Here is a 25,730-nt window from a genome sequence, read left to right on the forward strand (position 1 = left end):
GATGCAGATCATTCAACATGTCACCGTCATGCAAGTATTAACTGAAAGCAGTAAGGACAAACTGTTAACGACTTTTTTGGAGAAAAAAGAAAGACTAGAACGTGAGTGCAATCAACTATATTTTCAACTCAAAAAGCATGAAAAAGAACCACATCAGCAAGAAGCCATCCCTCAATTTCAAAAAGCCATTGAAAAAAGACAAGAGAAAATGAGGCAAATTGATTTTCAAGTCGAGCAGCTGCATATCTTGCCTCTTGGCAGTGAAATGAAAGAAACAGAAGTGGATGCGCTGATTGAAGTAAAAATAGGTGATAAATGGGATGACAAAATGCAAGACAATGTCATCGTCGTGAAAGACGGCACCATTGTGGAAATACGTCAGGGGTGATTATAGAACATGGAACTAGAATGGTTGAATGTCGGAAAGATCGTCAATACACATGGAGTGCGCGGAGAAGTACGTGTTGTGTCAAAGACTGATTTCCCAGAAGAACGCTACAAAAAAGGCAGCGTCCTTTATATTTTCAAACAAAATCAAAAAGAACCGCTAAAAGTGACTGTCGCATCACATAGACAGCACAAACAATTTGATTTACTGACATTTGAAGAAGTCGGTTCATTAAATGAAGCTGAGCAATTAAAAGAGTCGATTTTAAAAGTAGAAAAAGAACATCTTGGTTCATTAGATGAAGGGGAATTCTATTTCCACGAAATCATCGGCTGTGAAGTATATGATGAAGAGGACAAACTGATTGGTCAAATCAAAGAAGTTTTAACGCCGGGGGCAAATGATGTATGGGTGGTTGGAAGAAAAGGCAAAAAAGATGCCCTCATCCCTTATATTCCATCTGTCGTCAAAACAGTTGATATTTCATCCAAGAAAGTACACATTGAAGTGATGGAAGGACTCATTGACGAATGAAAATTGACTTTTTAACACTGTTTCCTGAAATGTTTGAAGGAGTGCTTCACTCATCGATCTTAAAAAAAGCTCAGGAAAAAGATGCGGTCTCATTTGATGTCGTGAATTTTAGGGAGTATTCCGATCATAAACATAAAACAGTGGATGACTATCCGTATGGCGGCGGTGCTGGCATGGTTCTGAAAGCACAGCCTGTATTTGATGCGGTAGAAGATTTAACGAAAAAAGCAAACAAGAAACCCCGCATTATTCTTGTCTGTCCTCAAGGAGAAAGATATACACAAAAGAAAGCAGAAGAGCTTGCAAAAGAAGAGCATCTTATGTTCATTTGCGGCCACTATGAAGGCTACGATGAGCGCATCAGGGAGCATCTTGTCACAGATGAAATCTCAATCGGGGATTTCGTTCTCACAGGCGGAGAGCTGCCGGCGATGATGATTGCAGACAGTGTGGTCAGGCTTTTGCCTCATGTGCTTGGAAAAGAAGCGTCTCATATCGAAGATTCATTTAGTACAGGTCTGCTTGAGCATCCGCACTATACAAGACCAGCTGATTATAAAGGATTGAAAGTACCAGATGTGCTTCTCTCTGGAAATCATGCCAAAATTGAAGAGTGGCGGCGTAAAGAATCGTTGAAGCGAACCTATACAAGACGGCCAGATTTGATCGATTCTTGCAAAACATTAACGGATGAAGAAAAAAGATGGCTTTGGCAGCTTCATAATGACTAGATTGTATTGCACAAGGTATACAGGTGTGGTATGATACTACTTGTGACTTGGACGGCTTGCCGATTCAAGTTTGAAAACGATGTTCCGCTGCAATGAAGAAAGAGGACATGAGCATCTGTTGGAAGGAGTTGAAAACGATGCAACAATTGATTGAAGAAATCACAAAAGAACAATTACGCACTGATCTTCCTGCGTTCCGTCCTGGTGACACTTTACGTGTACACGTGAAAGTTGTCGAGGGTACTCGTGAGCGTATCCAGATCTTTGAAGGTGTTGTAATTAAGCGTCGTGGTGGTGGAATCAGCGAAACTTTCACAGTTCGTAAGATCTCTTACGGTGTAGGCGTTGAGCGTACATTCCCTGTACACACACCAAAAATCGCTAAGATCGAAGTTGTACGTCACGGTAAGGTACGTCGTGCGAAACTTTACTACCTACGTGAACTTCGCGGTAAAGCGGCTCGTATCAAAGAAATCAGACGATAATGATATCAAAGGAAAGAGCTTGTTACCTGTAACAGGCTCTTTTTTTGTACAATGTATAGAGACAACCGTTAGAAGAGAGAAGGTGCACATATGACAATTCAATGGTTTCCAGGCCATATGGCAAAAGCAAGACGGGAAGTCACAGAAAAATTAAAGCTCATCGACATCGTATTTGAATTAACCGATGCAAGAATTCCGATGTCCTCTAGAAACCCAATGATTGAAGAAATCCTCCAAAACAAACCGAAAATTATGCTTTTGAACAAAGCAGATAAAGCAGATCCTCGTATGACAAAAGAGTGGCAGGCACACTTTGAAGCGCAAGGTGTACGGTCGCTTGCCATTAATTCTGTCGATGGACAAGGGTTAAATCAAATCATTACGACATCAAAAGAAATCTTAAAAGAAAAGTTCGATCGAATGAAAGCAAAAGGTGTTAAGCCGCGTGCCATTCGAGCTTTGATTATCGGAATTCCCAATGTCGGCAAATCAACGCTGATCAATCGGTTGGCAAAGAAAAATATTGCGAAAACAGGAGATCGACCTGGTATTACGACGTCACAACAATGGGTGAAGGTCGGAAAAGAACTTGAACTGCTCGATACCCCCGGAATTCTCTGGCCGAAATTTGAAGATGAACAAGTAGGTCTTAGGCTGGCCGTCACTGGAGCGATTAAAGACTCAATCATCAACTTGCAGGATGTCGCAGTGTATGCGCTCCGCTTTTTAGAAGAGCACTATCCAGAGCGGTTAAAAAAACGCTATGATTTAGCAGAAATACCTGAAGATACAGTTGAGCTGTTTGATGCCATTGGCACAAAACGCGGCTGTCTGATGAGTGGAGGATTCATTAATTACGACAAAACGACCGAAATCATTATTCGGGATATTCGAACGGAAAAATTTGGTCCCCTCACTTTTGAGAAGCCTGAAAGCTAAAAGACACGCAGCTCATGCGGGTCTTTATTTTTTGCGAAAAACTGCCGATATAAAGAAGGAGGCTGCGGAAAAGCCAATGTACACGGTCAAACAAATAAAAGAATTAATAGAACAACATGCTGACGACGAGTCATACATTCGTGAACTATTGAAAGACGATACAAGAAAAAGTGTCCATAAGCTGATGGACAAATGGAACAAAGAGAGAGAAAAGCAGCAAGAACTGCATGCAGCATGGAAGCAAATGCTGCAATTTGAAACCAAAGCAAGAGCGCAAGGATACACTTGTATTGCAGGCATAGATGAAGCAGGAAGAGGACCACTGGCTGGCCCAGTTGTTGCGGCAGCTGTGATATTAAAAGAAGATACCGTCCTACTCGGTTTAAATGATTCAAAACAGCTATCTGAGAAAAAAAGAATGACCTATTATGAGCTCATTCAAAAGGAAGCACTCGACATCGGCATCGGCATTGTTGATGCGGCAACGATTGACGAAATAAATATATACGAAGCATCAAGACTGGCGATGGTGAAGGCTGTAAAGCAGCTCACTCACACACCTGATTATCTACTCATAGATGCGATGACGCTCCCGCTTCCTACTCAACAGGAGAATATCATCAAAGGAGATGCTAAAAGCGCATCCATCGCAGCTGGTGCATGTATTGCCAAAGTGACAAGGGACCAAATGATGGAAGAGTATGGACGCCAGTACCCTGAGTATCAATTTGAAAAACATAAAGGGTATGGAACGAAAGAGCACCTGGCTGCCATTCAAACACATGGCGCCACACCTATCCACCGGTTATCATTTGCACCAGTGAAATCTGTTATTTCATAAATATTTTGACACAAGGAGGCTGCCTGTGATGACAAGAGTTGAAGATATACATACTGCACTGAATAGTCGGCTGAATACAGCAGAATCTGTTCCGCTTAACACGGAAGGAAAGGAAAATATTCACCGGCTCATTCTCGGCAAAGTACTGAAAATGCTTGGGGATGATACAGCACTTGTTCAAATAGGTTCGACCAAAATCAAAGCGCAGCTAGCGGCTCAGCTAAAAGCCGATTCTTTCTACTGGTTCCAATTAGAACAAGAAGGTGGAGGCAGTCTGAGTAAATTAAGACCTGTTCAGCAATTTGACCAAGATCCTAAAACATTAAAGGATGCCGCAGCTAAACTACTAGAAGGTCTGTCGCTTAAAAATGGACTTGAACAAATGTTAACAGCTACAGCCTTTTTAAAAGAAAAACCGGTCATCAACGAAGCAGAGTTAAAAACGGCAGTAAAATGGATTGAACAACTTCAAGGCGCGGATATCAAAAAAGGCCTGCAAGCACTTCTTTTTGCTTTAAAGAAAGATTTGCCGATTCAACAAGGAGTACTCCAATCAATATTAGCGATGAAATCCCCCTCTACACTTCATCAGGATGTGACAGCACTGCTAGATCGATTAACACAGCTTCCGAAGCAATCAGAAGCCACACAGGCTCTTACACAGGCCGTTCGTACGGTTGTAAATGCTGAGACAACTGTTCATGCAGAAAAGCTCTTATCGGTGCTTCTAGGAGCAAAAGAAGGTCAAACGAAGCAAGGAGAAAGCTTGCAGCAGGTGCAGCCTCATGTCAATCCGGCTCAGCAAACAAAGCAGAGCCAGCCCGCCGCTATACAAGGGCGACAGGTGGATACAGTGAATCAGAACAGCGTGCAGCAATTATTAAGTCCAAAACAGCTCCCGCTTCAGCAAATAGAACGCATTCTGACAAGCATCACAAAGCAAGGCACAGACGGACAGCAGCAGCTTGATGTAAAACAACTCACATCACTGGTTCAAGCAGTCCAGCAGGCAGGGCCACAGGCTGACGCAAAGGCAGCCGTGCTTCAAAAGGAATTTCCGTTTCTTTCAAAAACAGAGGCGAACGCATTGGCAAAGGTCATTCAGCAGACTGAACCAGCATTAAGCAATAAAACCGATGTACTCGATTTACTGATGACGATGAAAAAAGCGATAGGTGTACGAGATGAAATTGGGATGCTGAAATTACTGGAAAAGGGCAGCCAAGATGTCAAAAGCCAAGAGCTTCACCAATTAAAGATGGTTTTAAATGATGCAAGGCAAGCTGATGTTCCGGAACCCGTAAAAAAAGAAATGGATCAATTATTCCATAGATTAAATGGGCAGTTACTAGTGCATCAGGAAAACCAAACAGTTAGTCAAATGATGGTTTCTTACCCTCTTTTCTCAAAACATAGTGTTCAAGATTTAACCTTTATTCTAAAAGGGCATAAGAAAAAAGATGGCTCTATTGATATTTCTCAGTGCCGTTTAATGTTTTATTTAAACATGGAGAACTTAGAAGAAACGTTAATAGACTGTACGATTCAGCAAAAAGTGATGTCAATTACAGTCGAGACGGCTCACGAACTTCAAGGGACCATTAATCCAATGATTCCAGCTGTTCGAGAGAATTTAAATGCCCTAGGGTATAGTTTAACGGGGATTACAGCGAAAAAGAGAGAAGAGCCAATTGATCCGTCTGACTTTCTAGATGAACACTTTCATAAAATCAGCGAGAAAGGGCTGGACTTACGAGTATGAAAGATTCAAAACCGCTTAGAAGAGCGGTCGCTCTACACTATGATGAAGAAAAACAAAAAGCGCCAAAAGTCGTTGCAACAGGCAGCGGCTATGTGGCTGATCATATTATTGAAGAAGCCCAAAAAGCTGGCGTCCCTATCCAAGAAGACCGTAATTTAGTAGAACTGATGCGCCACTTAACGCTCGATGAGGAAATCCCAGAAGCGTTATACGATACTGTAGCAGAAATATTTTCATTTATCTATCGGTTGGATCAAAAAATGAAAAAATAAGGTAAAATAAGTGTTTTGACTGAAAAATTTATATTTTTAATAAAATAAAAGTTTGAATGTTTAGAAGGATTTTACGATTTTACATAGAACCCTAGACATTCTCTTTTTTATTCTTTAAAATGAAAGCGCAGTCTATTTTATAATTTTTGTTTCTACATATGTTGGGAGGATGGGAAATGAATATCCATGAGTACCAAGGAAAAGAAATCCTAAGAAAATATGGGGTTTCAGTTCCAAATGGTAAAGTAGCATTTACACCTGATGAAGCAGTGAAAGCATCAGAAGAGCTAGGAAGCTCTGTATATGTCGTAAAAGCACAGATTCATGCAGGCGGCCGTGGTAAAGCAGGTGGGGTAAAAATTGCAAAAACAAAAGATGAAGTGAAAGGGTTTGCAGAGGAATTGCTCGGCAAGACACTTGTCACACATCAAACTGGGCCTGAAGGGCGTGAAATAAAACGCTTACTTATTGAAGAAGGCTGCGATATTCAAAAAGAGTACTATGTAGGACTCGTTTTGGATAGAGCGACATCAAGAATTGTATTGATGGCTTCTGAAGAAGGCGGTACTGAAATTGAAGAAGTAGCAGAAAAAACGCCAGAAAAAATCGTGAAAGTGGTCATCGACCCAGCGATTGGTCTCCAAGCCTATCAGGCGAGAGAAGTTGCGTTTAAAATTAATATTCCAACAAAATTAGTTGGTCAAGCTGTTAAGTTTATGACAAGCCTTTACAATGCGTTTATTGAAAAGGATTGTTCAATTGCCGAGATAAATCCTCTTGTTGTAACAGGTGATGGAAAAGTCATGGCACTTGACGCAAAATTAAACTTTGATAGCAATGCCTTATATAGACAAAAAGATATATTAGAATACCGTGACCTTGATGAAGAAGATCCAAAAGAGATTGAAGCATCTAAATATGACCTAAGCTACATTTCTCTAGATGGGAATATTGGCTGTATGGTGAATGGAGCAGGCCTTGCGATGTCTACAATGGATATCATCAAGCATTACGGCGGGGACCCTGCAAACTTCCTTGATGTTGGCGGCGGTGCAACTGCTGAAAAAGTAACGGAAGCATTTAAAATCATCTTATCTGATCAAAATGTCAAAGGGATTTTCGTGAACATTTTTGGCGGCATCATGAAATGTGATGTCATCGCAGAAGGTGTTGTTGAAGCGACGAAACAAGTCGGCTTAACATTACCACTCGTTGTACGTCTTGAAGGAACAAACGTTGAATTAGGGAAGAAAATCCTGAGTGATTCAGGCTTAAATATCACTTCTGCTGAGTCTATGGCTGACGGGGCAGAAAAGATTGTATCTTTAGTCAAGTAGAGCAGAAAGGCAGGGAACCTAAATGAGTGTATTTATTAATAAAAATACGAGAGTAATTGTTCAGGGGATTACCGGTTCAACCGCTTTATTCCATACAAAACAAATGATTGAGTATGGAACAAATATCGTTGGCGGTGTCACACCTGGAAAAGGTGGAACTGAAGTAGAGGGAGTTCCTGTATTTAATACTGTATCTGAAGCAGTACAGACAACTGGAGCAAATGCTTCTGTTATCTATGTACCAGCACCATTTGCAGCAGACGCCATTTTAGAGGCTGTTGATGCAGAAGTGGATCTAGTGATTTGTATCACAGAACACATTCCAGTTCTGGATATGGTTAAAGTGAAACGCTATATGGAAGGTAAGAAGACAAGACTTGTTGGACCGAACTGTCCTGGCGTGATTACACCTGAAGAATGTAAAATTGGCATCATGCCTGGCTACATTCATAAAAAAGGTCATGTTGGTGTTGTGTCTCGTTCTGGAACGCTTACATATGAAGCGGTACATCAGCTTTCAGAGGCTGGTGTTGGTCAATCAACAGCTGTAGGAATTGGCGGAGACCCTGTCAATGGCACGAACTTTATTGATGTATTAAAAGCCTTCAATGAAGATCCTGAAACGCATGCTGTGATCATGATTGGTGAAATCGGTGGTACTGCTGAAGAAGAAGCAGCTGAATGGGTAAAAGCAAATATGACCAAGCCGGTTGTTGGCTTTATTGGCGGTAAAACAGCGCCTCCAGGAAAACGTATGGGACATGCTGGTGCCATAATTTCTGGTGGTAAAGGAACTGCTGATGAAAAAGTAAAAACAATGCGTGAATGTGGAATTGAAGTGGCAGAGACACCATCTGTCATGGGAGAAACCTTAATTAAAGTGTTAAAAGAGAAGAATCTCTTCGAAGCTTGTAAAACGCATTAATGACACAAGAAGACTTGTTCTTTGACAAGTCTTCTTCTTTCTATCTTAAACTGGAGGAATGGTATGTACAACGTGTCCGAAAGAATGATTTTTCACCGCTTAAAAGGCCTCATCTCACCCTCTTTGTTAACAAAATGGTGGAAAGTCGATCCTGAGCTATATATAAATGAAGAAACACATCATTTCAAACAGGATCGATTATTACAAAAGATCGACTTTACCCGCTTACAACAAGCTGAAGAAAATGAATTCCCCATTTTTCAACACATCGTTCAAGCCTATTTAAAGCAAAATATTCACATGGTTCCCATCACATCACCTTTATATCCCAGCTCACTAAAACACATTTATGATCCTCCCCCAGTATTATTCCTAAAAGGAAACGTTACCTATTTAAATGAAGAAAAAAGTTTAGGTGTAGTAGGTACACGAGTGCCATCCTCTTATGGAGAAGCGTGCGTGAAGAAACTTGTTGGAGAACTTGTAGAGGAAGATTGGATGATTGTGAGTGGTTTAGCAAAAGGAATTGATGGACTTGCACACAAAGAGTGCATAAGAAAAAAAGGAAAAACGATTGGTGTTGTAGCTGGCGGCTTTCAACATGTATATCCAAAAGAACATGTGCAAATGGCTCAATATATGGGAGAACATCATTTACTGTTGTCAGAGCATCCGCCTTATATCAAACCAGAAAAATGGCATTTTCCAATGAGAAACAGATTAATTAGTGCCCTGACAAGAGGAACCATCGTGGTCCAGTGCAAAGAAAAGAGCGGTTCGCTTATTACAGCCTACCAGGCATTAGAGCAAGGAAAAGAAGTGTTTGCTGTTGCAGGATCGATCTTTGATTCTAATTCTATAGGTCCAGCTAGACTGATTCAGCAAGGTGCCAAGCTTGTTCATTCAACGAAGGATATTTTAGAGGAATTCTCCTTGAGTGGTGTTCAATATACTGAACTCCCATAAAAATATCGTTTGACAAAAGACATCGGAATATTTAATAATAGTGAGGATTTAAGTTTACACTTTGTTTTTCGTGTTTATAATGATGTTCATCATAAAGAATTTTTAACGATTGCCTGTTAGATAGGTGCAATTAACATAAATATAAATTTGTGAAATGGATAAAGAGAGAACACCTCTTAAGGGGGATTTTGAGTATGGCTGATTATTTAGTCATCGTTGAGTCGCCAGCAAAGGCGAAAACGATTGAGCGTTATTTAGGAAAAAAGTATAAAGTAAAGGCTTCAATGGGGCACGTAAGGGATTTACCGAAAAGTCAGCTTGGTGTTGACACTGAGCATGACTTCGAACCGAGATATATTACGATTCGAGGAAAAGGTCCAGTCTTAAAAGAATTAAAAACAGCAGCGAAAAAAGCAAAAAAAGTATATCTCGCAGCTGACCCCGACAGAGAGGGAGAAGCGATTGCTTGGCATTTAGCCCACAGCCTTGACCTTGACCTCTCTTCAGATTGCCGCGTTGTCTTTAACGAGATTACAAAAGATGCAATTAAAGATTCCTTTAAACATCCACGTATGATCGATATGGACTTGGTTGATGCGCAGCAGGCAAGACGAATCTTAGATCGTCTCGTTGGATATAAAATCAGCCCAATTTTATGGAAGAAAGTCAAAAAGGGCTTAAGCGCCGGTCGTGTTCAATCAGTTGCACTCCGCCTGATTATTGACCGCGAGAATGAAATTAATGAATTCAAACCAGAAGAATACTGGACAATTGATGGTACCTTCCTAAAAGGGAAAGAAAGCTTTGAAGCGAGTTTCTTTGGCGTAAATGGCAAAAAACATCCGCTAAAAACAAAAGAAGATGTAAAAGAAATCCTTTCGAAATTAAAAGGAAGCAAGTTTTCTGTTGAAAAAGTGACGAAAAAAGAACGTAAACGCAACCCAGCTGTTCCGTTTACAACATCTACCTTACAACAAGAGGCAGCGAGAAAACTAAACTTCCGTGCGAAGAAAACGATGATGATTGCACAGCAATTATATGAAGGAATTGATCTTGGTAAAGAAGGTACAGTAGGTCTCATTACATATATGAGAACGGACTCGACACGTATTTCCAATACGGCAATTGAAGAAGTATCTGCTTTCATTGATCAAACGTATGGCAAGAATTTCTTGAATACAACAAAACGTACTGCCAAAAAGAACGAAAATGCACAGGATGCTCACGAAGCCATCCGTCCGACTTCTACGCTAAGAAAACCAGCAGATGTCAAACACGTGCTAAGCAGAGATCAGCTTCGTCTTTATAAATTGATTTGGGAACGTTTTGTGGCAAGCCAAATGGCACCAGCTGTTCTTGATACAATGAGTGTGGATCTTGAAAATAACGGGCTTACTTTCCGTGCAAATGGAAGTAAGGTGAAATTCCCTGGATTTATGAAAGTATATGTTGAAGGGAAGGACGACCAGTTAGAAGAAAAGGACAAAATGCTTCCTGATCTGAAAGAGGGAGATACCGTTCTTTCAAAAGATATTGAACCAGAGCAGCACTTTACGCAGCCGCCTCCACGCTACACTGAGGCTAGACTTGTCAAAACCCTTGAAGAGCTAGGTATCGGCCGCCCATCGACGTATGCACCAACATTAGATACCATTCAAAAGCGCGGCTACGTGGCACTTGATAACAAACGGTTTATTCCAACAGAGCTTGGAGAGATTGTGCTCAACTTAATTATTGAATTCTTCCCTGAAATCATTAACGTAGAATTTACTGCGAAAATGGAAAAAGAACTTGATAGCGTTGAAGAAGGTACGATTGAATGGGTACGCATTATCGACAGTTTCTATCAAGATTTTGCAAAACGGGTAGAAAAAGCAGAAGCAGAGATGCAGGAAGTTGAGATCGAGCCTGAATACGCCGGAGTTGATTGCGAAGAGTGTGGTCATCCAATGGTGTACAAAATGGGGAGATACGGTAAGTTCATGGCATGCTCTAATTTCCCTGACTGCCGTAACACAAAACCAATTGTCAAAGATATTGGTGTCAAATGCCCGACTTGTCACGAAGGAAATATCGTTGAACGGAAATCTAAGAAGCGCCGCATTTTTTACGGTTGCGATCGTTTTCCAGAGTGTGAATTCGTCTCTTGGGACAAACCAATTGAAAGAAAGTGTCCAAAATGCGAAAATATGCTTGTAGAGAAAAAGCTGAAAAAAGGCATTCAAGTTCAATGTGTGAACTGTGATTATAAAGAGGAACAACAAAAATAGCGGTGAGCAACCTTGTTCACCTGCTTTTTTATGTCATCAAATAGAACTTACGAAATAGGAGAGTTGTACAATGAGTCAATTTGTAAATGTGATCGGAGCAGGTTTAGCAGGAAGTGAAGCGGCATGGCAAATTGCCAAGCGCGGAATTAAAGTTCATCTGTATGAAATGAGACCTGTCAAACAAACACCAGCTCACCACACTGATAAATTTGCGGAGCTCGTATGCAGTAACTCATTGCGTGCGAACGCTTTAACAAACGCAGTAGGTGTACTAAAGGAAGAAATGCGTCATTTAGATTCAGCAATCATCGCAGCAGCAGATGAAAGCTCGGTTCCTGCTGGTGGAGCGCTTGCAGTAGATCGTCATGAATTTGCAGCTAACGTCACAGACCGCGTGAAAAATCACCCGAATGTGACGGTCTTTCAAGAAGAAGTGCAAAGCATTCCAGAAGGTCCGACGATTATCGCAACGGGTCCTCTAACATCAGAAGCACTTTCAAAAGAATTAAAATCCTTAACAGGTGAAGAGTATTTATATTTCTACGATGCAGCAGCGCCGATCCTCGAGAAAGACAGCATCGATATGGATAAAGTGTACTTGAAATCACGTTATGATAAAGGGGAAGCGGCTTATTTAAACTGTCCGATGACAGAAGAAGAATTCGATCGTTTTTATGAGGCGCTCATTTCTGCTGAAACTGTGCCGTTAAAAGAATTCGAAAAAGAAATCTTCTTCGAAGGCTGTATGCCCATTGAAGTCATGGCCAAAAGAGGGAAAAAAACCATGTTGTTTGGCCCGATGAAACCAGTTGGACTTGAAGATCCAAAAACAGGGAAAAGACCTTACGCTGTTGTTCAATTAAGACAGGATGATGCAGCAGGTACTTTATATAATATTGTTGGGTTCCAAACACATCTAAAATGGGGCGATCAAAAGGAAGTATTCCGTTTGATCCCAGGTCTTGAAGAGGCAGAGATTGTTCGCTATGGTGTGATGCACCGTAATACATTTATTAACTCGCCAAGCCTTCTAAAACCGACGTATCAATTTAAAAATAGAGACGACTTATTCTTTGCCGGACAAATGACTGGTGTTGAAGGATATGTTGAGTCCGCGGCTTCAGGACTAGTGGCTGGAATCAACGCAGCTCGTTTTGTTAAAGGAGAAGAGCTTGTGACACTTCCAGAAGAAACAGCGATTGGCAGTATGGCTTACTACATCACATCAACAAACAAGAAAAGCTTCCAGCCGATGAATGCAAACTTTGGCTTGCTGAAAGATCTTGGCGTTCGAATTAAAAACAAACAAGAGCGCTATGCAGAGTACGCTAAACGCGCAATCGAAACTATTCAAACTATTTCGAAATCTCTGTAGTAAAACATTGCACGGGAAGCAAGATATGTGATACCATTTAAAAGCCTTAAAGAGGTGTAAAAATGACAGAGAAACAGCGTCTTGTCCACTTATTCATTGAATATTTGCAGATTGAAAAGAACTATTCAGCTTTAACGATCTCGGGTTATACTGAGGCGATTGAAGAGTTTGTCAGATTTATGAACATTCAAGGAATAGACGGTTTTGAAGAGGTATCCTATCAAGATACGAGAATTTATTTAACAGAAGCTTATGAAAAAGGCCTTACAAGAAGAACGATTAGTAAGAAAGTCTCTGCACTTCGCAGCTTTTATAAATTTTTATTAAGAGAACAGCTTGTGAAAGAAAATCCTTTTTTACTCGTTAGCTTACCAAAGCAGGATAAGCGAATTCCTTCATTTTTGTATGAAGAGGAGCTAAAAGAGCTATTTACAGTTTCTGATGTAAATACACCGCTTGGTCAAAGAAATCAAGCCATTTTAGAACTTCTTTATGCAACAGGTATGAGAGTCAGTGAGTTATGTTCATTAAAAGAATCTGATCTTGATTTATCGATGGATACAGTGCTTGTTCATGGGAAAGGCAGCAAACAACGGTATGTACCTTTCGGCTCTTATGCACATGAAGCGCTCTCCACATATTTAGAGGATGGAAGGCAGAAGCTGAAAGTGAAGGGAAAGGATCGTGCTGATTCACATGTGTTTTTGAATCAGCGCGGAGCTCCTCTTACAGACAGAGGCGTTCGATTCATTCTAACTGAATTAATGAAAAAGGCGTCTGGCACATTACATATCCATCCTCACATGTTAAGGCACACCTTTGCTACGCATCTTTTAAACGAGGGAGCGGATTTAAGAAGTGTTCAAGAACTTCTCGGTCACTCAAATTTATCATCAACACAGGTGTACACGCATGTATCAAAAGATTCTTTAAGAAAAACGTACATGTCTCATCACCCAAGGGCTTTTAAACGATCCTAAAAGGAGGTTTTTTCATGTCATCATTTCATGCAACCACAATCTTTGCCGTTCAACATAAAGGAAAAAGTGCGATGGCTGGAGACGGTCAAGTCACTTTTGGGCAGGCTGTCGTCATGAAACACACAGCAAAAAAAGTGCGCCGTCTTTTCGGAGGCAAAGTACTCGCAGGTTTTGCTGGTTCAGTTGCAGATGCTTTTACACTCTTTGAGAAGTTTGAAACGAAGCTTGAAGAATACGGTGGTAACCTAAAACGAGCAGCTGTAGAACTGGCGAAAGAATGGCGAAGTGACAAGATGCTCAGACAGCTTGAGGCCATGCTGATCGTCATGAATAAAGAAAGCATCCTGCTCGTATCTGGAACAGGAGAGGTCATCGAGCCAGACGATGGCATTTTGGCTATCGGGTCAGGCGGTAACTACGCGCTTAGCGCCGGGAGAGCACTCAAAAAACATGCAGGTGACCATCTCTCAGCTCGAGAGATTGCAAAGGCGGCTCTTGAAACGGCCGGAGAAATCTGTGTCTATACGAACGATCAAATCACTTTAGAAGAGCTTGAATAGAAAGGACATGAGACGTATGGAGAAAAAGCCGTTCACCCCAAGAGAGATAGTTGAAAAGCTCGATCAGTACATTATTGGTCAGCTTGATGCGAAAAAAGCAGTGGCGGTGGCTTTAAGAAACCGTTACAGAAGAAGTCTTTTACATGATAAGCTAAAGGATGAAGTCGTTCCTAAAAACATCTTAATGATTGGTCCGACAGGTGTGGGGAAAACAGAAATTGCCCGCAGAATTGCAAGGATTTCTGGTGCACCTTTCATTAAAGTGGAAGCGACGAAGTTTACTGAAGTTGGATATGTCGGACGTGACGTAGAATCAATGGTCAGAGATTTAGTGGAAACAGCAATCAGACTAGTCAAAGAAGAAAAAATGAAGGATGTTCAAGAAGAAGCGGAAAAACAAGCAAACAAACGGCTTGTTCATCTACTTGTTCCTGGAAAGAAAAAAAGTCAGTCTGTGAAAAATCCTTTTGAGATGCTGTTTGGTGGTTCTGATGCTGATGAAAGTGATCGAGATCACTCAAGTGAAGAAGTAGAGCTTGAGTCGACGAGAAAACGCATTGCGCACCAGCTGGCGATGGGTGAACTTGAAGACCATTACGTCACGATTGAAGTTGAAGAGCAGCAGCCTTCCATGTTTGATATGCTTCAAGGCTCGGGTATGGAGCAAATGGGTATGAACATGCAGGATGCGCTTAGCAATCTCATGCCTAAAAAGAAAAAACGCAGAAAGCTGACCGTCAGAGAAGCGAGAAAAGCGTTAACTGCTGAGGAAGCTTCAAAACTGATTGATATGGATGAAGTCGGTCAGGAAGCCGTGCAAAAAGCAGAACAGCAAGGAATAATCTTTATCGATGAGATCGATAAAATTGCCAAAAGCGGTGGTGCATCGTCTGCAGATGTTTCTCGTGAAGGGGTTCAACGTGATATTTTACCGATTGTAGAAGGTTCCACTGTGATGACGAAGTATGGGGCTGTGAAAACAGATCATGTTCTATTTGTAGCAGCAGGCGCTTTTCATATGGCGAAACCCTCGGATTTGATTCCAGAGCTTCAAGGACGCTTCCCAATCCGTGTAGAATTAGATAAATTAAGTATAGAAGACTTTGTGAAAATCTTAACGGAACCAGATAACGCGTTATTAAAGCAATATAAGGCTCTACTTGAAACAGAAGGTATATCTCTTGAATTTTCTGACGATGCTATTCATAAGATTGCCGAAGTGGCTTATCACGTCAATCAGGAGACGGATAACATCGGTGCAAGAAGGCTTCACACCATACTTGAGAAGCTGCTAGAAGAGCTCTCATTTGAGGCGCCTGATATTACGATGGAAACAGTGACCATTACCCCTCAGTATGTAGAAGAGAAGCTAGGCAAGATTGCAAATAATAAAGACTTAAGTCAATTTATACTTTAACAAATGAATAAAGTAATCTAGGAGGATCATTATTATGGCGTTACTACAAAAAACAAGGATTATTAACTCGATGCTGCAAGATGCAGCGGGGAAGCCGGTTAATTTTAAAGAAATGGCAGAAACATTGAGAGATGTCATTGATTCAAACATTTTCGTATTAAGCAGAAGAGGGAAACTTCTTGGCTACTCCATTAACCAGCAGATTGAAAATGCACGTATGAAAAAAATGTTGGAAGATCGTCAGTTCCCTGAAGAATATACAAAGAGTCTATTCAACATCCCTGAAACATCTTCAAATCTTGACATTAACAGTGAGTATACAGCTTTCCCGATTGAAAACCGTGATTTATTTGAATCAGGTTTGACAACCATTGTGCCAATTATCGGAGGAGGAGATCGTTTAGGAACGTTAATCCTGTCTCGTTTGCAAGATACATTTAAAGATGATGATTTAATTCTTGCTGAATACGGTGCAACAGTTGTTGGAATGGAGATCCTTCGTGAGAAGTCAGAGGAAATCGAAGAAGAAGCAAGAAGTAAAGCAGTTGTCCAAATGGCAATCAGCTCTCTTTCATATAGTGAGCTTGAAGCGATTGAGCATATCTTTGAAGAACTTGATGGAAACGAAGGGCTGCTTGTGGCAAGTAAGATTGCTGACCGTGTAGGAATCACTCGTTCAGTGATCGTAAACGCACTTCGTAAATTAGAAAGTGCAGGCGTTATTGAATCTCGTTCTCTTGGAATGAAGGGAACATACATCAAAGTATTAAACAACAAATTTTTAATTGAACTTGAAAATTTAAAATCTCACTAATCAAAAAAAACCCTTTTCGGCCGAAATAAACGCTGAAAAGGGTTTTTTTGTATAAAAAATGAGGATTTGTCCGAAAAATGACACTCTTTTTTCCAAGAAACCCCTTACAATTCTGTAGTGCTTTGAATCTAGGTCTTTATACCTATTCGTAAAATAGATATATATTACGAGTTTTTTTTACAATTACATCATAGACTTTAATCCTATTATTTCTTACAATGAACATATGGTTTTACAAATCTCGACATGATTAAATGGAATGAAATACATATGATTGGAGGTATATGGTTTTGGATATATTTTCTGGAACGATAAGCAACCTTGAGAATGCCTTGGGCAGAGCGAATGTTAAGCAAAAAGTCATAAGCAATAATATCGCGAATATAGACACACCGAACTACAAGTCTAAAAAAGTTGCATTCCACGACATGCTAAATGATGCGTCAATCAAATTAGATGCTAAAAAAACATACCGAGGTCACATTGACTTTTCTAAAACAGGGTCTAATTATTCAGTTGTTTCGAGTAACCGTACTTCTTATCAAGAAAACGGAAATAATGTCGATATTGATCAAGAGATGAGTGAACTCGCTAAAAACCAAATTCAGTATAATGCGTTGGTTGAAAGAATGAGCGGAAAGTTCAATTCTCTTAAAACAGTTTTGACAGGAGGTAAGTGATGTCGATTTTTTCAGGCGTGAACGCTTCGGCCTCAGCATTAACAGCACAGAGGCTCAGAATGGACGTTGTATCCTCTAACCTTGCGAATATGGATACAACAAGAGCTAAACAGGTTGATGGCAAGTGGGAGCCTTATAGACGCAAGCTCGTCACATTACAGCCGTCAGGTGAATCATTTTCATCTATATTGAACTCAAGCATGAATTCGAGCGGCAAATTAGGAAACGGCGTCAAAGTAACAAAAATTACTGAAGACGAAACTCCATTCAACCTTCAATATGATCCTACAAATCCCGATGCCAATGAAAATGGATATGTTCAAACACCAAACGTTGATCCATTAAAGGAAATGGTTGATCTCATCAGCAGCTCAAGATCATATGAAGCAAACGTGACTGCGCTGAATGCGAATAAAAGCATGCTGATGAAAGCTTTAGAAATAGGAAAGTAAGGTGAAAAGAATTGGTTAACGCAATATCTCCTTTCCAGCTTCAAACCGCTCAGCAAGCAAGTGAATTGACGAATGCATCGTCTGTGCAGGCGGCTGCACCTAAAAGTCAAACGAATTTCTCTGATGTGCTGAAGAATTCCATTGAGGCATTAAATCAATCACAGCTGAAATCAGACCAGTATACGAATGCTCTCGCACAAGGGAAAGATGTCAATCTCGATGAAGTCATGATTGCTTCACAAAAAGCGAGTGTGACACTCACAGCTGCAACCGAGTTTCGGAATAAAGCAGTCGAAGCGTACCAAGAGATTATGAGAATGCAGATGTAGGAGGTGCTGGTGGACAAAAAATAGACTGAATGGAATGACCGGGGGTTAAGATGAATCGTACTTTAATGCAATTAAGAACAAAAACAGTTGAGTTTTGGCGAAATCGATCAAAATTACAAAAAATACTCATGATTGGCGGCGTAGCTGCCCTAGCAATCATTATTACGGTTGTTAGCATCTTTGCTTCTTCTGAAAAAATGGTTCCGTTGTTTAGAGATTTGTCTGAGGCAGAAGCAGGGCAAATCAAACAGGAACTGGATGGCAAAAACGTTAAATCGGAACTTGCAAATAACGGAACGACGATTTTAGTTCCAGAAAAGCAAGCAGACACTTTAAAAGTAACACTTGCATCAGAAGGACTTCCTAAAACAGGGAATATTGATTACTCCTTCTTTGCGAACAATTCCGGCTTCGGTTTAACAGATAATGAATTTGATGTTCTGAAAGTAGACGCAACTCAGACAGAACTATCCAATCTGATCAACACGATTGATGGGATTAAAGATTCAAAGGTTATGATTAACCTGCCAAAAGATTCCGTTTTTGTTGGAGAAGAGCAAAGTAATGCATCAGCATCAATTGTGCTGCAAGTTCAACCAGGCTACACGCTTACTCAGCAACAAGTAAAAGGCCTTTATCATCTTATTTCAAAAAGTGTGCCGAATTTAAAAACAGAAAACATTGTCATTATGGACCAAGATTCCAACTACTATGACTTAAACAGCAGCTCAGATTCCTATGCAAGTGGAATGGATGCACAGCAGCAGAAAAAAGAGGAGATTGAAAAGAATCTTCAACGAAAAATTCAGCAGCTGCTTGGAACGATGATGGGTCAAGAGAAAGTTGCCGTATCGGTCACTACAGACATTGATTTTACTGAAGAAAAAAGAAAAGAAGATCTTGTCGAACCAGTTGATCAAGAAAACATGCAAGGAATTGCTGTCAGCGCTGAAAAGATTGCTGAAACTTATTCAGGCAATGGCGCAGCAGCTGGAGGCACCGCTGGAACAGGTGACGATGATGTCACAAATTATCAAGGCGCCGATGGAACGAACGGAAGCGGAGATTACGAAAAGAGCGAAGATCGTATCAATTATGAAGTCAACCGCATTCATAAAGATATCAAAGAAAGTCCTTATAAAATCAGAGACGTTGGCATTCAGGCACTGGTTGAACCGCCTACTGCAAACGATCCGAATTCATTAACTGCTGAAAGGCAGGATGATATCAAAAAAATTCTTTCAACCATCATCAGTACATCGATTGATAAAGAATACACAAACGGTCAAGCGCTCACTCAAGCTGACTTAGATAACAAAATCGTTTTATCTGTATCAAAATTAGACGGTAAACAGCAAACGGCAGCAGAAAACCCTTCAAACAATATTCCAATTTGGGTTTATATTGTTGGCGGTGTGCTACTACTCGCCATTATCGCTCTCATCATTCTTCTCGTACGTAAGCGAAGAAAAGAAGAGGAAGAAGAGTTTGAGTTTGATGAACGTACACCAATTCATGTTCCTGATATCGATACTGAGCCAGAAACAGAAGAAATGGTGAGAAAAAATCAGCTTGAAAAAATGGCAAAAGATAAACCAGAAGACTTTGCTAAATTGCTACGCAGCTGGCTGTCCGAGGATTAGGAGGAATACACATGTCGAGAAAAGATCCAAATCGACTAACAGGCAGACAAAAAGCAGCAATCCTAATGATTTCCTTAGGGCTAGACGTGTCAGCATCTGTATACAAACATCTGTCTGAAGACGAAATAGAAAAATTAACATTAGAAATTTCCAATGTACGAAGTGTAGATACTGCTAAAAAAGATGAAGTCATCGAAGAGTTTCACAGCATTGCCATCGCGCAGGACTACATATCACAAGGCGGCCTTATGTACGCAAGACAAGTGCTTGAAAAAGCGCTTGGTGAGGACAAAGCGGACAGCATCTTAAATCGCTTAACATCCTCACTTCAAGTGAAACCATTTGATTTTGCTAGAAAGGCTGACCCAGAGCAAATTTTAAACTTTATCCAGCACGAGCATCCACAAACCATTGCGCTCATTCTTTCCTACTTAGATCCAGTACAGGCTGGACAGATTTTATCTGAGTTAGGCGAGGAAGTACAAACTGAGGTTGCAAGAAGAATTGCTTTAATGGATCGCACATCTCCAGAGATCATCAATGAGGTGGAACGTATTCTTGAACAAAAGCTTTCTTCAACTTTTACGCAAGATTATACCCAAACGGGCGGAGTCGAAGCGGTAGTCGAAGTACTGAATGGTGTAGACCGTGCAACGGAGAAAACCATTTTAGATACACTGGAAATTCAAGATCCTGAGCTTGCTGATGAAATTAAGAAACGTATGTTTGTCTTTGAAGACATTGTTACTCTTGATAGCAGAGCCATTCAGCGCGTGATTCGAGATGTTGAAAATGACGATTTACTACTTGCACTCAAAGTGGCAAGCGAAGAAGTCAAAGAAATTGTCTTCCGCAACATGTCGCAACGTATGGTCGAAACGTTCAAAGAAGAAATGGAGTTTATGGGACCTGTCCGGCTTAGAGATGTCGAGGAAGCACAGACTCGTATTGTCAGCATCGTAAGAAGACTTGAAGAGGCTGGAGAAATCGTCATAGCTCGAGGTGGAGGAGACGATATCATTGTCTAGGATTATCAAACATGAAACATCTGTTATTCCTGAACAAGGCCGTCAAACCATTCCCTTGCAGCAAGTGGAATTCAAAAGAGAACATCACGAAGAAGAGCTTGTCAACGAGACAGAAGCATCTCAGCTTGTATTAAGTGATGCGCAAGATGAAGCAAGCCGTATTTTAGAACAAGCAAATCGTGAGCTGGAACAAACAATGGCTGAAATCAATCAGCGGCGAGCTGATTTTGAAGCAGAAAGAGTACAGCTCATTGAAGAAGCGAAACAAACAGGATATCAAGATGGTTTTCAAAAGGGCGAAGCAGATGCGAATTTACAGTATCAATCGATTCTTGATCAAGCGAATGACATTGTCAGCCTTGCAAAGCAGGACTATGAAGCAAAAATCGAAAGCTCTGCTGAAGAAATTGTCGAACTTGCGTTTGAGCTCGCTAAACGAGTATGGAATGCAGCTGAGGACACAAAAGAACAATTTTTAACGCTAGTGAAGCAGGTCGTTTCAGAAGTGAAGGAATATGACGATATTTCCATCTATGTCGACCCTGCACATTACGAACATGTGATGGAATATAAAGACGAATTAAATAGAATCCTTCAAAAGAATACACATCTTGCCATTTACTCGGATGAAAAAGCACCAAAAGGTACTTGTTACGTCGAAACAAGCTTTGGAAAAGTGGAAGCGAGTGTTGATACCCAAATGAATCAGTTAAAAGAAAAGTTATTAGAAGTCATTGATTCAGGTGATCACAAATGAACATAGATGTGCTAAAAGAAACGATTGAAACCGCCGATCCTTATAAACGTTTTGGTAAAGTCAATCGAGTTGTTGGACTGATGATCGAGTCCAAGGGGCCAGAAAGCTCAATCGGTGATGTATGTCTTATTCACAAAAAAGGGAGTAAGAATCATCCGATCAAAGCAGAAGTCGTTGGCTTTAAAGATGAAAACATTCTACTCATGCCCTACGTAGAAGCCTCTAACATCTCACCAGGCAGTCTTGTTGAAGCAACAGGTGAATCGTTAAAGGTCAAAGTAGGAACTGGTTTAATCGGGCAGGTTGTTGATGCCTTCGGTGATCCACTGGACGGCAGCATGCTTCCTAAAGGACTTGCACCTGTCTCAACAGAACAATCTCCTCCAAACCCGATGGACAGACCGCCTATTCGTGAAAAAATGGGCGTTGGTGTCAGAGTGATTGACACCTTGCTCACAGTCGGCACTGGTCAAAGAATTGGCATATTCGCGGGAAGCGGTGTTGGTAAAAGTACCTTGATGGGGATGATTGCCAAGCAGACAGAAGCGGATCTCAATGTCATTGCACTTGTTGGAGAGCGTGGACGTGAAGTTCGCGAGTTTATCGAAAAAGATTTAGGAGCTGAAGGACTGAAGCGTTCGATTGTTGTTGTCGCAACTTCAGATCAGCCCGCACTGACAAGATTAAAAGCAGCCTATACTGCAACAGCTATTGCCGAATATTTCAGAGACAGAGGCAAAAATGTCATGTTTATGATGGATTCTGTCACAAGGGTCGCCATGGCACAGCGGGAAATAGGACTTGCAACCGGTGAACCGCCAACAACAAAAGGATATACGCCTTCAGTGTTCGCTATACTGCCAAAATTGCTAGAACGAACTGGTACAAATCAACTTGGTTCCATCACAGCGTTTTACACAGTGCTTGTTGATGGTGACGATATGAATGAGCCGATCGCTGATACAGTGCGGGGGATTTTAGATGGCCACATAGTACTTGATCGTGCACTGGCCAACAAAGGACAGTTTCCAGCTGTCAATATTCTGAAAAGTATCAGTCGTGTCATGAGTAATATCGCAAGTCATGATCACAAGGAAGCGGCTAACCGGTTCCGCCAGCTTTTATCCACATATCAAAACGCTGAAGACCTCATTAACATTGGAGCATATAAAAAAGGCTCCTCTAAAGATATTGATGAGGCCATGCAAGCTTACCCACAACTGATTTCATTTTTGAAGCAGGACGTTGAAGAGGCTGTATCGATTGAAGACAGCGTGAGGATATTGCTCAGTTTGATGAATAGAGAGGATTGACAAAAACAGTGAGATATCAATACAAATTTCAAAAGCTCTTAGAATTGAAAGAAAGTGAAAAAGACAAATCACTCGCAGCGTATCAACAATCCGTTTCGGCATTTGAGCAAGCCGCTGAAAAACTCTATGAAAATATGAGTAAAAAAGAGCTAATGGAAAAGAGCAAAGAAGAAAAGCTGAGAAGTGGGATGAGTGTTCAAGAAATGCGTCATTATCAGCAATTTGTGACGAACTTAGATAACACCATTCATCATTATCAGCAGCTTGTGATCATGAAACGCCATCAAATGAATGAAAAACAATCTGATTTAACTGAAAAAAATATTGAGTTTAAAAAGTTTGAAAAAATGAAAGAAAAGCAATTTGAAAAGTTCTCCCTTGAACATAAGGCAATTGAAATGAAAGAAATGGATGATATCTCTATCAGCCAATTCATGTTTCAAGGACATTAGGAGTCGAGATGAATGCCTAAGAAGGAAAAAACAAAGGAATCAAGCGGCGGCGGTAAATTTCAATGGATCTTGTTTATTGTCATTATCCCATTGGTTGTGCTTGTGATTGTAACGGGCACAATCCTTTATATGGCAGGTTATGATCTAAAGAAACCGCTCCAAAACATTCCAGGGATTAGCAGCTTGGTTGGATCAGATGACACATCAAAAACGTCATCTTCAAATAACGATCAACGTGATACAGAGTTGAAAGCGTTGAAAAAGACGATTAAAGAACAAGAGAATGAACTTGAAATTGCTCAAAAAGACTTGAAGACAAGTGATGAAGAGATTAAACGATTGAATCAAAAAATCAATTCACTTGAAAAAACATCTGATAAAGAGAACACGTCAGCAAGTGACAGTTCATCAAACAGTACAACATCAAGTAATAACGCATCAGGATCTTCAACTGATTCGTCAGCATCTTCTAATCAGCAATCAAAAGGAAAGGTCGCCAGCATTTATGAAAGCATGGATGCAGGAAAATCTGCCAAAATTTTATCAGAGCTAAGTGATAAAGAAGCTTTGAAGATCCTTGAAGAGCTGAGTAAAAATAAGCTGACGGACATATTAGCAAAACTGACACCTCAGAAGGCAGCAACGTTCACGAAGGAGCTTGCCAAAAAAGAAGAAAGTGAAAATGGAGGTGGACAATAAGTGAAGCTATTGGACATTGGAGCCTTACAGCAATCTTCCCAAGGTCTCTCGGGACTAAAGGGAGAGGGGGCAGTATCTGCTCGCGGCCTGTTTAAACAATTGTTAAATGGCGCAGGTATTCAAAGTGGTCCAGCTATTTCTCAGCCAGCGGAAACCAATCTATCCATGAATGATGCGATGCAAATCATTGAAAAATGGATGCAATCACCTGAAGAAGGAATAGATGGAGATCTTCTTGCGGCACTTCAGGCGCTGCAAGGGCAAAAGCTTGAGGGGGCTGACTTAAATTCACTTGAAGAGCTATTTCAAAAGATGGAATCGGTGATCTATGGCGATCAGGATGAGAAGCCAGTTGCTGAACATAGTGAACAGCTCATACAAGTCCACTTTTTCTTATATCAAATACTGAATCAGCAGCCGGTGAGCTTTGATGCAAAACTTGTACAGGATATCCAAGCAAAAGGTGAAGATTTCATCAAGTTTCTAACGAAAAACGGAGCAGATGAAAAGCTCATTCAACAAGTAAAAGAGCAGTTCTTCTCGCAAGGATCGGCACCTAAGCTGAATAATATGTCGCAAAGCGAGCTGAAACACTTTAATCAGTTAATCGATCATATGATGGCGAATGCGAAAGGGTCAGATAAAGAGTGGAAAATTTCCTTAGGAGAGTTAAAAGAAATGGTTGCTCCAAGGCAAGAATCTTCCTTCTCATCTCCAGCAAAAGGTGCTGCCTCACTTGAATGGCTTATGAAAAAAGAAGTCACCAAAGGTCAAGGCACTACGGCACCTGCTTCTGAAAAAACAATCACCCATACGCTGCTTCCAGGGCATAAACAGTTCTTCCAACTGCAATCAGCTGCTCCTGTGCAGCAGACGCAAACAACTGACGAAAAGCCAGGTACGGTTGATCAGCAGATTTTAAATACGTGGAAACAAATGAAGTTCACACCATTTGGCAATTCAAGCGGACGGTTTACCGTACGATTAAATCCAGAAAATCTAGGGTTTATTACCATCCAGCTAACGAAACAAAACGGGATGTATGCGAGTAAAATTACAGCTTCAACGCAAGCAGCAAAAGAGCTGCTCGAGCATCATCTGCCGCAGCTCAAGCAGGCGCTACCGAATATGTCGGTTCAAGTTGACCGTTTCCATATACCGCTTCAGTCAAATGAGCAGCCGTCTTTTGGACAATTTAATGAGGAAGGCAAGCAGCAGCCATCAAAAGGACAAAGTTTCCAGCAGCCTGAAGAACAGGAAGCTGAATTCCAAGATGTACTAGATGCGCTTGTTGGATCAGAAGAAGAAGAGGAGGAGATCTAATGGCAACTGTTGATGCGACGAATAGAACAGCCGCTCAAGCGGACACTTCTTCAAACGCAGCAAAGAAAACAGATACACTTGGCCGAGATCAGTTCTTGAAAATCTTGCTTACGCAGCTTCAAAACCAAGATCCGACAAACCCGATTGATGACCGTGAGTTTGTCACACAGCTTGCAACATTTTCTTCTTTAGAACAGCAAATGAATATGAACGAATCTATCACTCAAATGAATCAGATCATGTCTACATTTGTTGCACACCAAGATCCATTTACGACATATGTAGGCTGGATTGGTAAAGAAGTAGCGGGCAAACAAGATGATAAAGACATATCTGGCACTGTGAAGTCTGTGAAAAACATAAACAATGAATACTTCCTATATTTAGAAGATGGAACGAAAATCAGCCCATGGGATGTTACAACTGTTGGAGAAAAATCGTAAGCAAATCGAGGAGGA

The 25,730-nt window shown here is 40.8% G+C and carries 28 protein-coding genes; all 28 read left to right on the top strand.

Annotation, left to right across the window (positions count from 1 at the left end):
• Position 1 precedes the first annotated feature (1 nt).
• The 28 genes from MKY11_RS07710 to flgD all read left to right on the top strand — a co-directional run bounded on the left by MKY11_RS07710 (position 2) and on the right by flgD (position 25,715).
• A complete protein-coding gene (locus tag MKY11_RS07710) occupies positions 2–388 on the top strand; it encodes a YlqD family protein (protein WP_008344839.1) in 387 nt (128 codons plus the stop codon).
• Positions 389–397: 9 nt separating this feature from the next.
• Positions 398–922: a ribosome maturation factor RimM gene (rimM, locus tag MKY11_RS07715; RefSeq protein WP_008344836.1), complete on the top strand. Its 525-nt coding sequence runs from the start codon at positions 398–400 to the stop codon at positions 920–922.
• On the top strand, positions 919–1,653 hold the full coding sequence (gene trmD / locus MKY11_RS07720; protein ID WP_007499635.1) for a tRNA (guanosine(37)-N1)-methyltransferase TrmD: 735 nt from the start codon (positions 919–921) through the stop codon (positions 1,651–1,653). Before rimM ends, trmD begins: the two co-directional genes overlap by 4 nt.
• Before the next feature lie 137 nt (positions 1,654–1,790).
• Complete coding sequence (rplS, locus tag MKY11_RS07725; protein WP_008344834.1) at positions 1,791–2,138, top strand: 50S ribosomal protein L19; 348 nt, start codon at positions 1,791–1,793, stop codon at positions 2,136–2,138.
• A 90-nt stretch (positions 2,139–2,228) separates the two neighbouring features.
• A complete protein-coding gene (gene ylqF / locus MKY11_RS07730; RefSeq protein WP_007499632.1) occupies positions 2,229–3,077 on the top strand; it encodes a ribosome biogenesis GTPase YlqF in 849 nt (282 codons plus the stop codon).
• Between the two features lie 76 nt (positions 3,078–3,153).
• Positions 3,154–3,918: a ribonuclease HII gene (locus tag MKY11_RS07735; protein WP_268431951.1), complete on the top strand. Its 765-nt coding sequence runs from the start codon at positions 3,154–3,156 to the stop codon at positions 3,916–3,918.
• A gap of 28 nt (positions 3,919–3,946) precedes the next feature.
• A complete protein-coding gene (locus MKY11_RS07740) occupies positions 3,947–5,680 on the top strand; it encodes a glycosyltransferase (RefSeq protein ID WP_160757709.1) in 1,734 nt (577 codons plus the stop codon).
• Positions 5,677–5,952, top strand: a complete 276-nt coding sequence (locus MKY11_RS07745; RefSeq protein WP_008344827.1) for a FlhB-like flagellar biosynthesis protein — start codon at positions 5,677–5,679, stop codon at positions 5,950–5,952. Before MKY11_RS07740 ends, MKY11_RS07745 begins: the two co-directional genes overlap by 4 nt.
• A 176-nt stretch (positions 5,953–6,128) precedes the next feature.
• Positions 6,129–7,289, top strand: a complete 1,161-nt coding sequence (gene sucC / locus MKY11_RS07750) for an ADP-forming succinate--CoA ligase subunit beta (protein ID WP_008344824.1) — start codon at positions 6,129–6,131, stop codon at positions 7,287–7,289.
• A gap of 22 nt (positions 7,290–7,311) precedes the next feature.
• The gene (sucD, locus tag MKY11_RS07755) at positions 7,312–8,214 is read left to right on the top strand and encodes a succinate--CoA ligase subunit alpha (protein WP_007499624.1); all 903 of its coding nucleotides are present in this window, start codon (positions 7,312–7,314) and stop codon (positions 8,212–8,214) included.
• A gap of 63 nt (positions 8,215–8,277) precedes the next feature.
• On the top strand, positions 8,278–9,180 hold the full coding sequence (gene dprA, locus MKY11_RS07760) for a DNA-processing protein DprA (protein WP_342501986.1): 903 nt from the start codon (positions 8,278–8,280) through the stop codon (positions 9,178–9,180).
• Between the two features lie 194 nt (positions 9,181–9,374).
• Entirely contained in the window at positions 9,375–11,450 is a 2,076-nt protein-coding gene (gene topA / locus MKY11_RS07765) for a type I DNA topoisomerase (protein WP_008344821.1), read from the top strand.
• A 70-nt stretch (positions 11,451–11,520) separates the two neighbouring features.
• On the top strand, positions 11,521–12,825 hold the full coding sequence (gene trmFO / locus MKY11_RS07770) for an FADH(2)-oxidizing methylenetetrahydrofolate--tRNA-(uracil(54)-C(5))-methyltransferase TrmFO (RefSeq protein ID WP_007499618.1): 1,305 nt from the start codon (positions 11,521–11,523) through the stop codon (positions 12,823–12,825).
• A gap of 62 nt (positions 12,826–12,887) precedes the next feature.
• Positions 12,888–13,805 carry a tyrosine recombinase XerC gene (xerC, locus tag MKY11_RS07775; RefSeq protein ID WP_039166693.1) on the top strand — a complete coding sequence of 306 codons (918 nt, stop codon included), beginning with the start codon at positions 12,888–12,890 and terminating at the stop codon, positions 13,803–13,805.
• Between the two features lie 14 nt (positions 13,806–13,819).
• On the top strand, positions 13,820–14,365 hold the full coding sequence (gene hslV, locus MKY11_RS07780; RefSeq protein ID WP_007499614.1) for an ATP-dependent protease subunit HslV: 546 nt from the start codon (positions 13,820–13,822) through the stop codon (positions 14,363–14,365).
• A 16-nt stretch (positions 14,366–14,381) separates the two neighbouring features.
• The gene (hslU, locus tag MKY11_RS07785; RefSeq protein ID WP_008344818.1) at positions 14,382–15,782 is read left to right on the top strand and encodes an HslU--HslV peptidase ATPase subunit; all 1,401 of its coding nucleotides are present in this window, start codon (positions 14,382–14,384) and stop codon (positions 15,780–15,782) included.
• Positions 15,783–15,816: 34 nt separating this feature from the next.
• Positions 15,817–16,596, top strand: a complete 780-nt coding sequence (codY, locus tag MKY11_RS07790) for a GTP-sensing pleiotropic transcriptional regulator CodY (RefSeq protein WP_041507309.1) — start codon at positions 15,817–15,819, stop codon at positions 16,594–16,596.
• A gap of 290 nt (positions 16,597–16,886) precedes the next feature.
• Positions 16,887–17,276 (top strand): flagellar basal body rod protein FlgB, encoded by a 390-nt coding sequence (gene flgB / locus MKY11_RS07795; protein ID WP_342501987.1) that lies wholly within the window; start codon positions 16,887–16,889, stop codon positions 17,274–17,276.
• On the top strand, positions 17,276–17,728 hold the full coding sequence (flgC, locus tag MKY11_RS07800; RefSeq protein ID WP_007499610.1) for a flagellar basal body rod protein FlgC: 453 nt from the start codon (positions 17,276–17,278) through the stop codon (positions 17,726–17,728). Before flgB ends, flgC begins: the two co-directional genes overlap by 1 nt.
• 11 nt (positions 17,729–17,739) lie before the next feature.
• Positions 17,740–18,057, top strand: coding sequence for a flagellar hook-basal body complex protein FliE (gene fliE / locus MKY11_RS07805; RefSeq protein ID WP_007499609.1), 318 nt, complete (start codon positions 17,740–17,742; stop codon positions 18,055–18,057).
• Between the two features lie 50 nt (positions 18,058–18,107).
• On the top strand, positions 18,108–19,700 hold the full coding sequence (gene fliF, locus MKY11_RS07810) for a flagellar basal-body MS-ring/collar protein FliF (RefSeq protein ID WP_017359091.1): 1,593 nt from the start codon (positions 18,108–18,110) through the stop codon (positions 19,698–19,700).
• 11 nt (positions 19,701–19,711) lie between these two features.
• Entirely contained in the window at positions 19,712–20,728 is a 1,017-nt protein-coding gene (fliG, locus tag MKY11_RS07815) for a flagellar motor switch protein FliG (RefSeq protein ID WP_034281776.1), read from the top strand.
• On the top strand, positions 20,721–21,485 hold the full coding sequence (fliH, locus tag MKY11_RS07820) for a flagellar assembly protein FliH (protein WP_024720351.1): 765 nt from the start codon (positions 20,721–20,723) through the stop codon (positions 21,483–21,485). Before fliG ends, fliH begins: the two co-directional genes overlap by 8 nt.
• Positions 21,482–22,798, top strand: a complete 1,317-nt coding sequence (fliI, locus tag MKY11_RS07825) for a flagellar protein export ATPase FliI (protein ID WP_342501988.1) — start codon at positions 21,482–21,484, stop codon at positions 22,796–22,798. Before fliH ends, fliI begins: the two co-directional genes overlap by 4 nt.
• An 8-nt stretch (positions 22,799–22,806) precedes the next feature.
• A complete protein-coding gene (gene fliJ / locus MKY11_RS07830; protein ID WP_024720352.1) occupies positions 22,807–23,250 on the top strand; it encodes a flagellar export protein FliJ in 444 nt (147 codons plus the stop codon).
• A 12-nt stretch (positions 23,251–23,262) separates the two neighbouring features.
• Complete coding sequence (locus tag MKY11_RS07835; RefSeq protein WP_061419077.1) at positions 23,263–23,949, top strand: MotE family protein; 687 nt, start codon at positions 23,263–23,265, stop codon at positions 23,947–23,949.
• Complete coding sequence (locus tag MKY11_RS07840; RefSeq protein ID WP_342501989.1) at positions 23,950–25,272, top strand: flagellar hook-length control protein FliK; 1,323 nt, start codon at positions 23,950–23,952, stop codon at positions 25,270–25,272.
• Positions 25,272–25,715 (top strand): flagellar hook assembly protein FlgD, encoded by a 444-nt coding sequence (gene flgD, locus MKY11_RS07845; protein ID WP_041507305.1) that lies wholly within the window; start codon positions 25,272–25,274, stop codon positions 25,713–25,715. Before MKY11_RS07840 ends, flgD begins: the two co-directional genes overlap by 1 nt.
• Positions 25,716–25,730 lie beyond the last annotated feature (15 nt).

The sequence above is a fragment of the Bacillus sp. FSL W7-1085 genome (assembly GCF_038595035.1).
In the GTDB taxonomy this organism is placed as follows: Bacteria; Bacillota; Bacilli; order Bacillales; family Bacillaceae; genus Bacillus; species Bacillus altitudinis.

Bases quoted from the DNA above. Each gene is read 5' to 3' on its own strand.
- MKY11_RS07710 (WP_008344839.1), top strand. From the start codon at position 2: ATGCAGATCATTCAACATGTCACCGTCATGCAAGTATTAACTGAAAGC.
- rimM (WP_008344836.1), top strand. From the start codon at position 398: ATGGAACTAGAATGGTTGAATGTCGGAAAGATCGTCAATACACATGGA.
- trmD (WP_007499635.1), top strand. From the start codon at position 919: ATGAAAATTGACTTTTTAACACTGTTTCCTGAAATGTTTGAAGGAGTG.
- rplS (WP_008344834.1), top strand. From the start codon at position 1,791: ATGCAACAATTGATTGAAGAAATCACAAAAGAACAATTACGCACTGAT.
- ylqF (WP_007499632.1), top strand. From the start codon at position 2,229: ATGACAATTCAATGGTTTCCAGGCCATATGGCAAAAGCAAGACGGGAA.
- MKY11_RS07735 (WP_268431951.1), top strand. From the start codon at position 3,154: ATGTACACGGTCAAACAAATAAAAGAATTAATAGAACAACATGCTGAC.
- MKY11_RS07740 (WP_160757709.1), top strand. From the start codon at position 3,947: ATGACAAGAGTTGAAGATATACATACTGCACTGAATAGTCGGCTGAAT.
- MKY11_RS07745 (WP_008344827.1), top strand. From the start codon at position 5,677: ATGAAAGATTCAAAACCGCTTAGAAGAGCGGTCGCTCTACACTATGAT.
- sucC (WP_008344824.1), top strand. From the start codon at position 6,129: ATGAATATCCATGAGTACCAAGGAAAAGAAATCCTAAGAAAATATGGG.
- sucD (WP_007499624.1), top strand. From the start codon at position 7,312: ATGAGTGTATTTATTAATAAAAATACGAGAGTAATTGTTCAGGGGATT.
- dprA (WP_342501986.1), top strand. From the start codon at position 8,278: ATGTACAACGTGTCCGAAAGAATGATTTTTCACCGCTTAAAAGGCCTC.
- topA (WP_008344821.1), top strand. From the start codon at position 9,375: ATGGCTGATTATTTAGTCATCGTTGAGTCGCCAGCAAAGGCGAAAACG.
- trmFO (WP_007499618.1), top strand. From the start codon at position 11,521: ATGAGTCAATTTGTAAATGTGATCGGAGCAGGTTTAGCAGGAAGTGAA.
- xerC (WP_039166693.1), top strand. From the start codon at position 12,888: ATGACAGAGAAACAGCGTCTTGTCCACTTATTCATTGAATATTTGCAG.
- hslV (WP_007499614.1), top strand. From the start codon at position 13,820: ATGTCATCATTTCATGCAACCACAATCTTTGCCGTTCAACATAAAGGA.
- hslU (WP_008344818.1), top strand. From the start codon at position 14,382: ATGGAGAAAAAGCCGTTCACCCCAAGAGAGATAGTTGAAAAGCTCGAT.
- codY (WP_041507309.1), top strand. From the start codon at position 15,817: ATGGCGTTACTACAAAAAACAAGGATTATTAACTCGATGCTGCAAGAT.
- flgC (WP_007499610.1), top strand. From the start codon at position 17,276: ATGTCGATTTTTTCAGGCGTGAACGCTTCGGCCTCAGCATTAACAGCA.
- fliF (WP_017359091.1), top strand. From the start codon at position 18,108: ATGAATCGTACTTTAATGCAATTAAGAACAAAAACAGTTGAGTTTTGG.
- fliG (WP_034281776.1), top strand. From the start codon at position 19,712: ATGTCGAGAAAAGATCCAAATCGACTAACAGGCAGACAAAAAGCAGCA.
- fliI (WP_342501988.1), top strand. From the start codon at position 21,482: ATGAACATAGATGTGCTAAAAGAAACGATTGAAACCGCCGATCCTTAT.
- MKY11_RS07835 (WP_061419077.1), top strand. From the start codon at position 23,263: ATGCCTAAGAAGGAAAAAACAAAGGAATCAAGCGGCGGCGGTAAATTT.
- flgD (WP_041507305.1), top strand. From the start codon at position 25,272: ATGGCAACTGTTGATGCGACGAATAGAACAGCCGCTCAAGCGGACACT.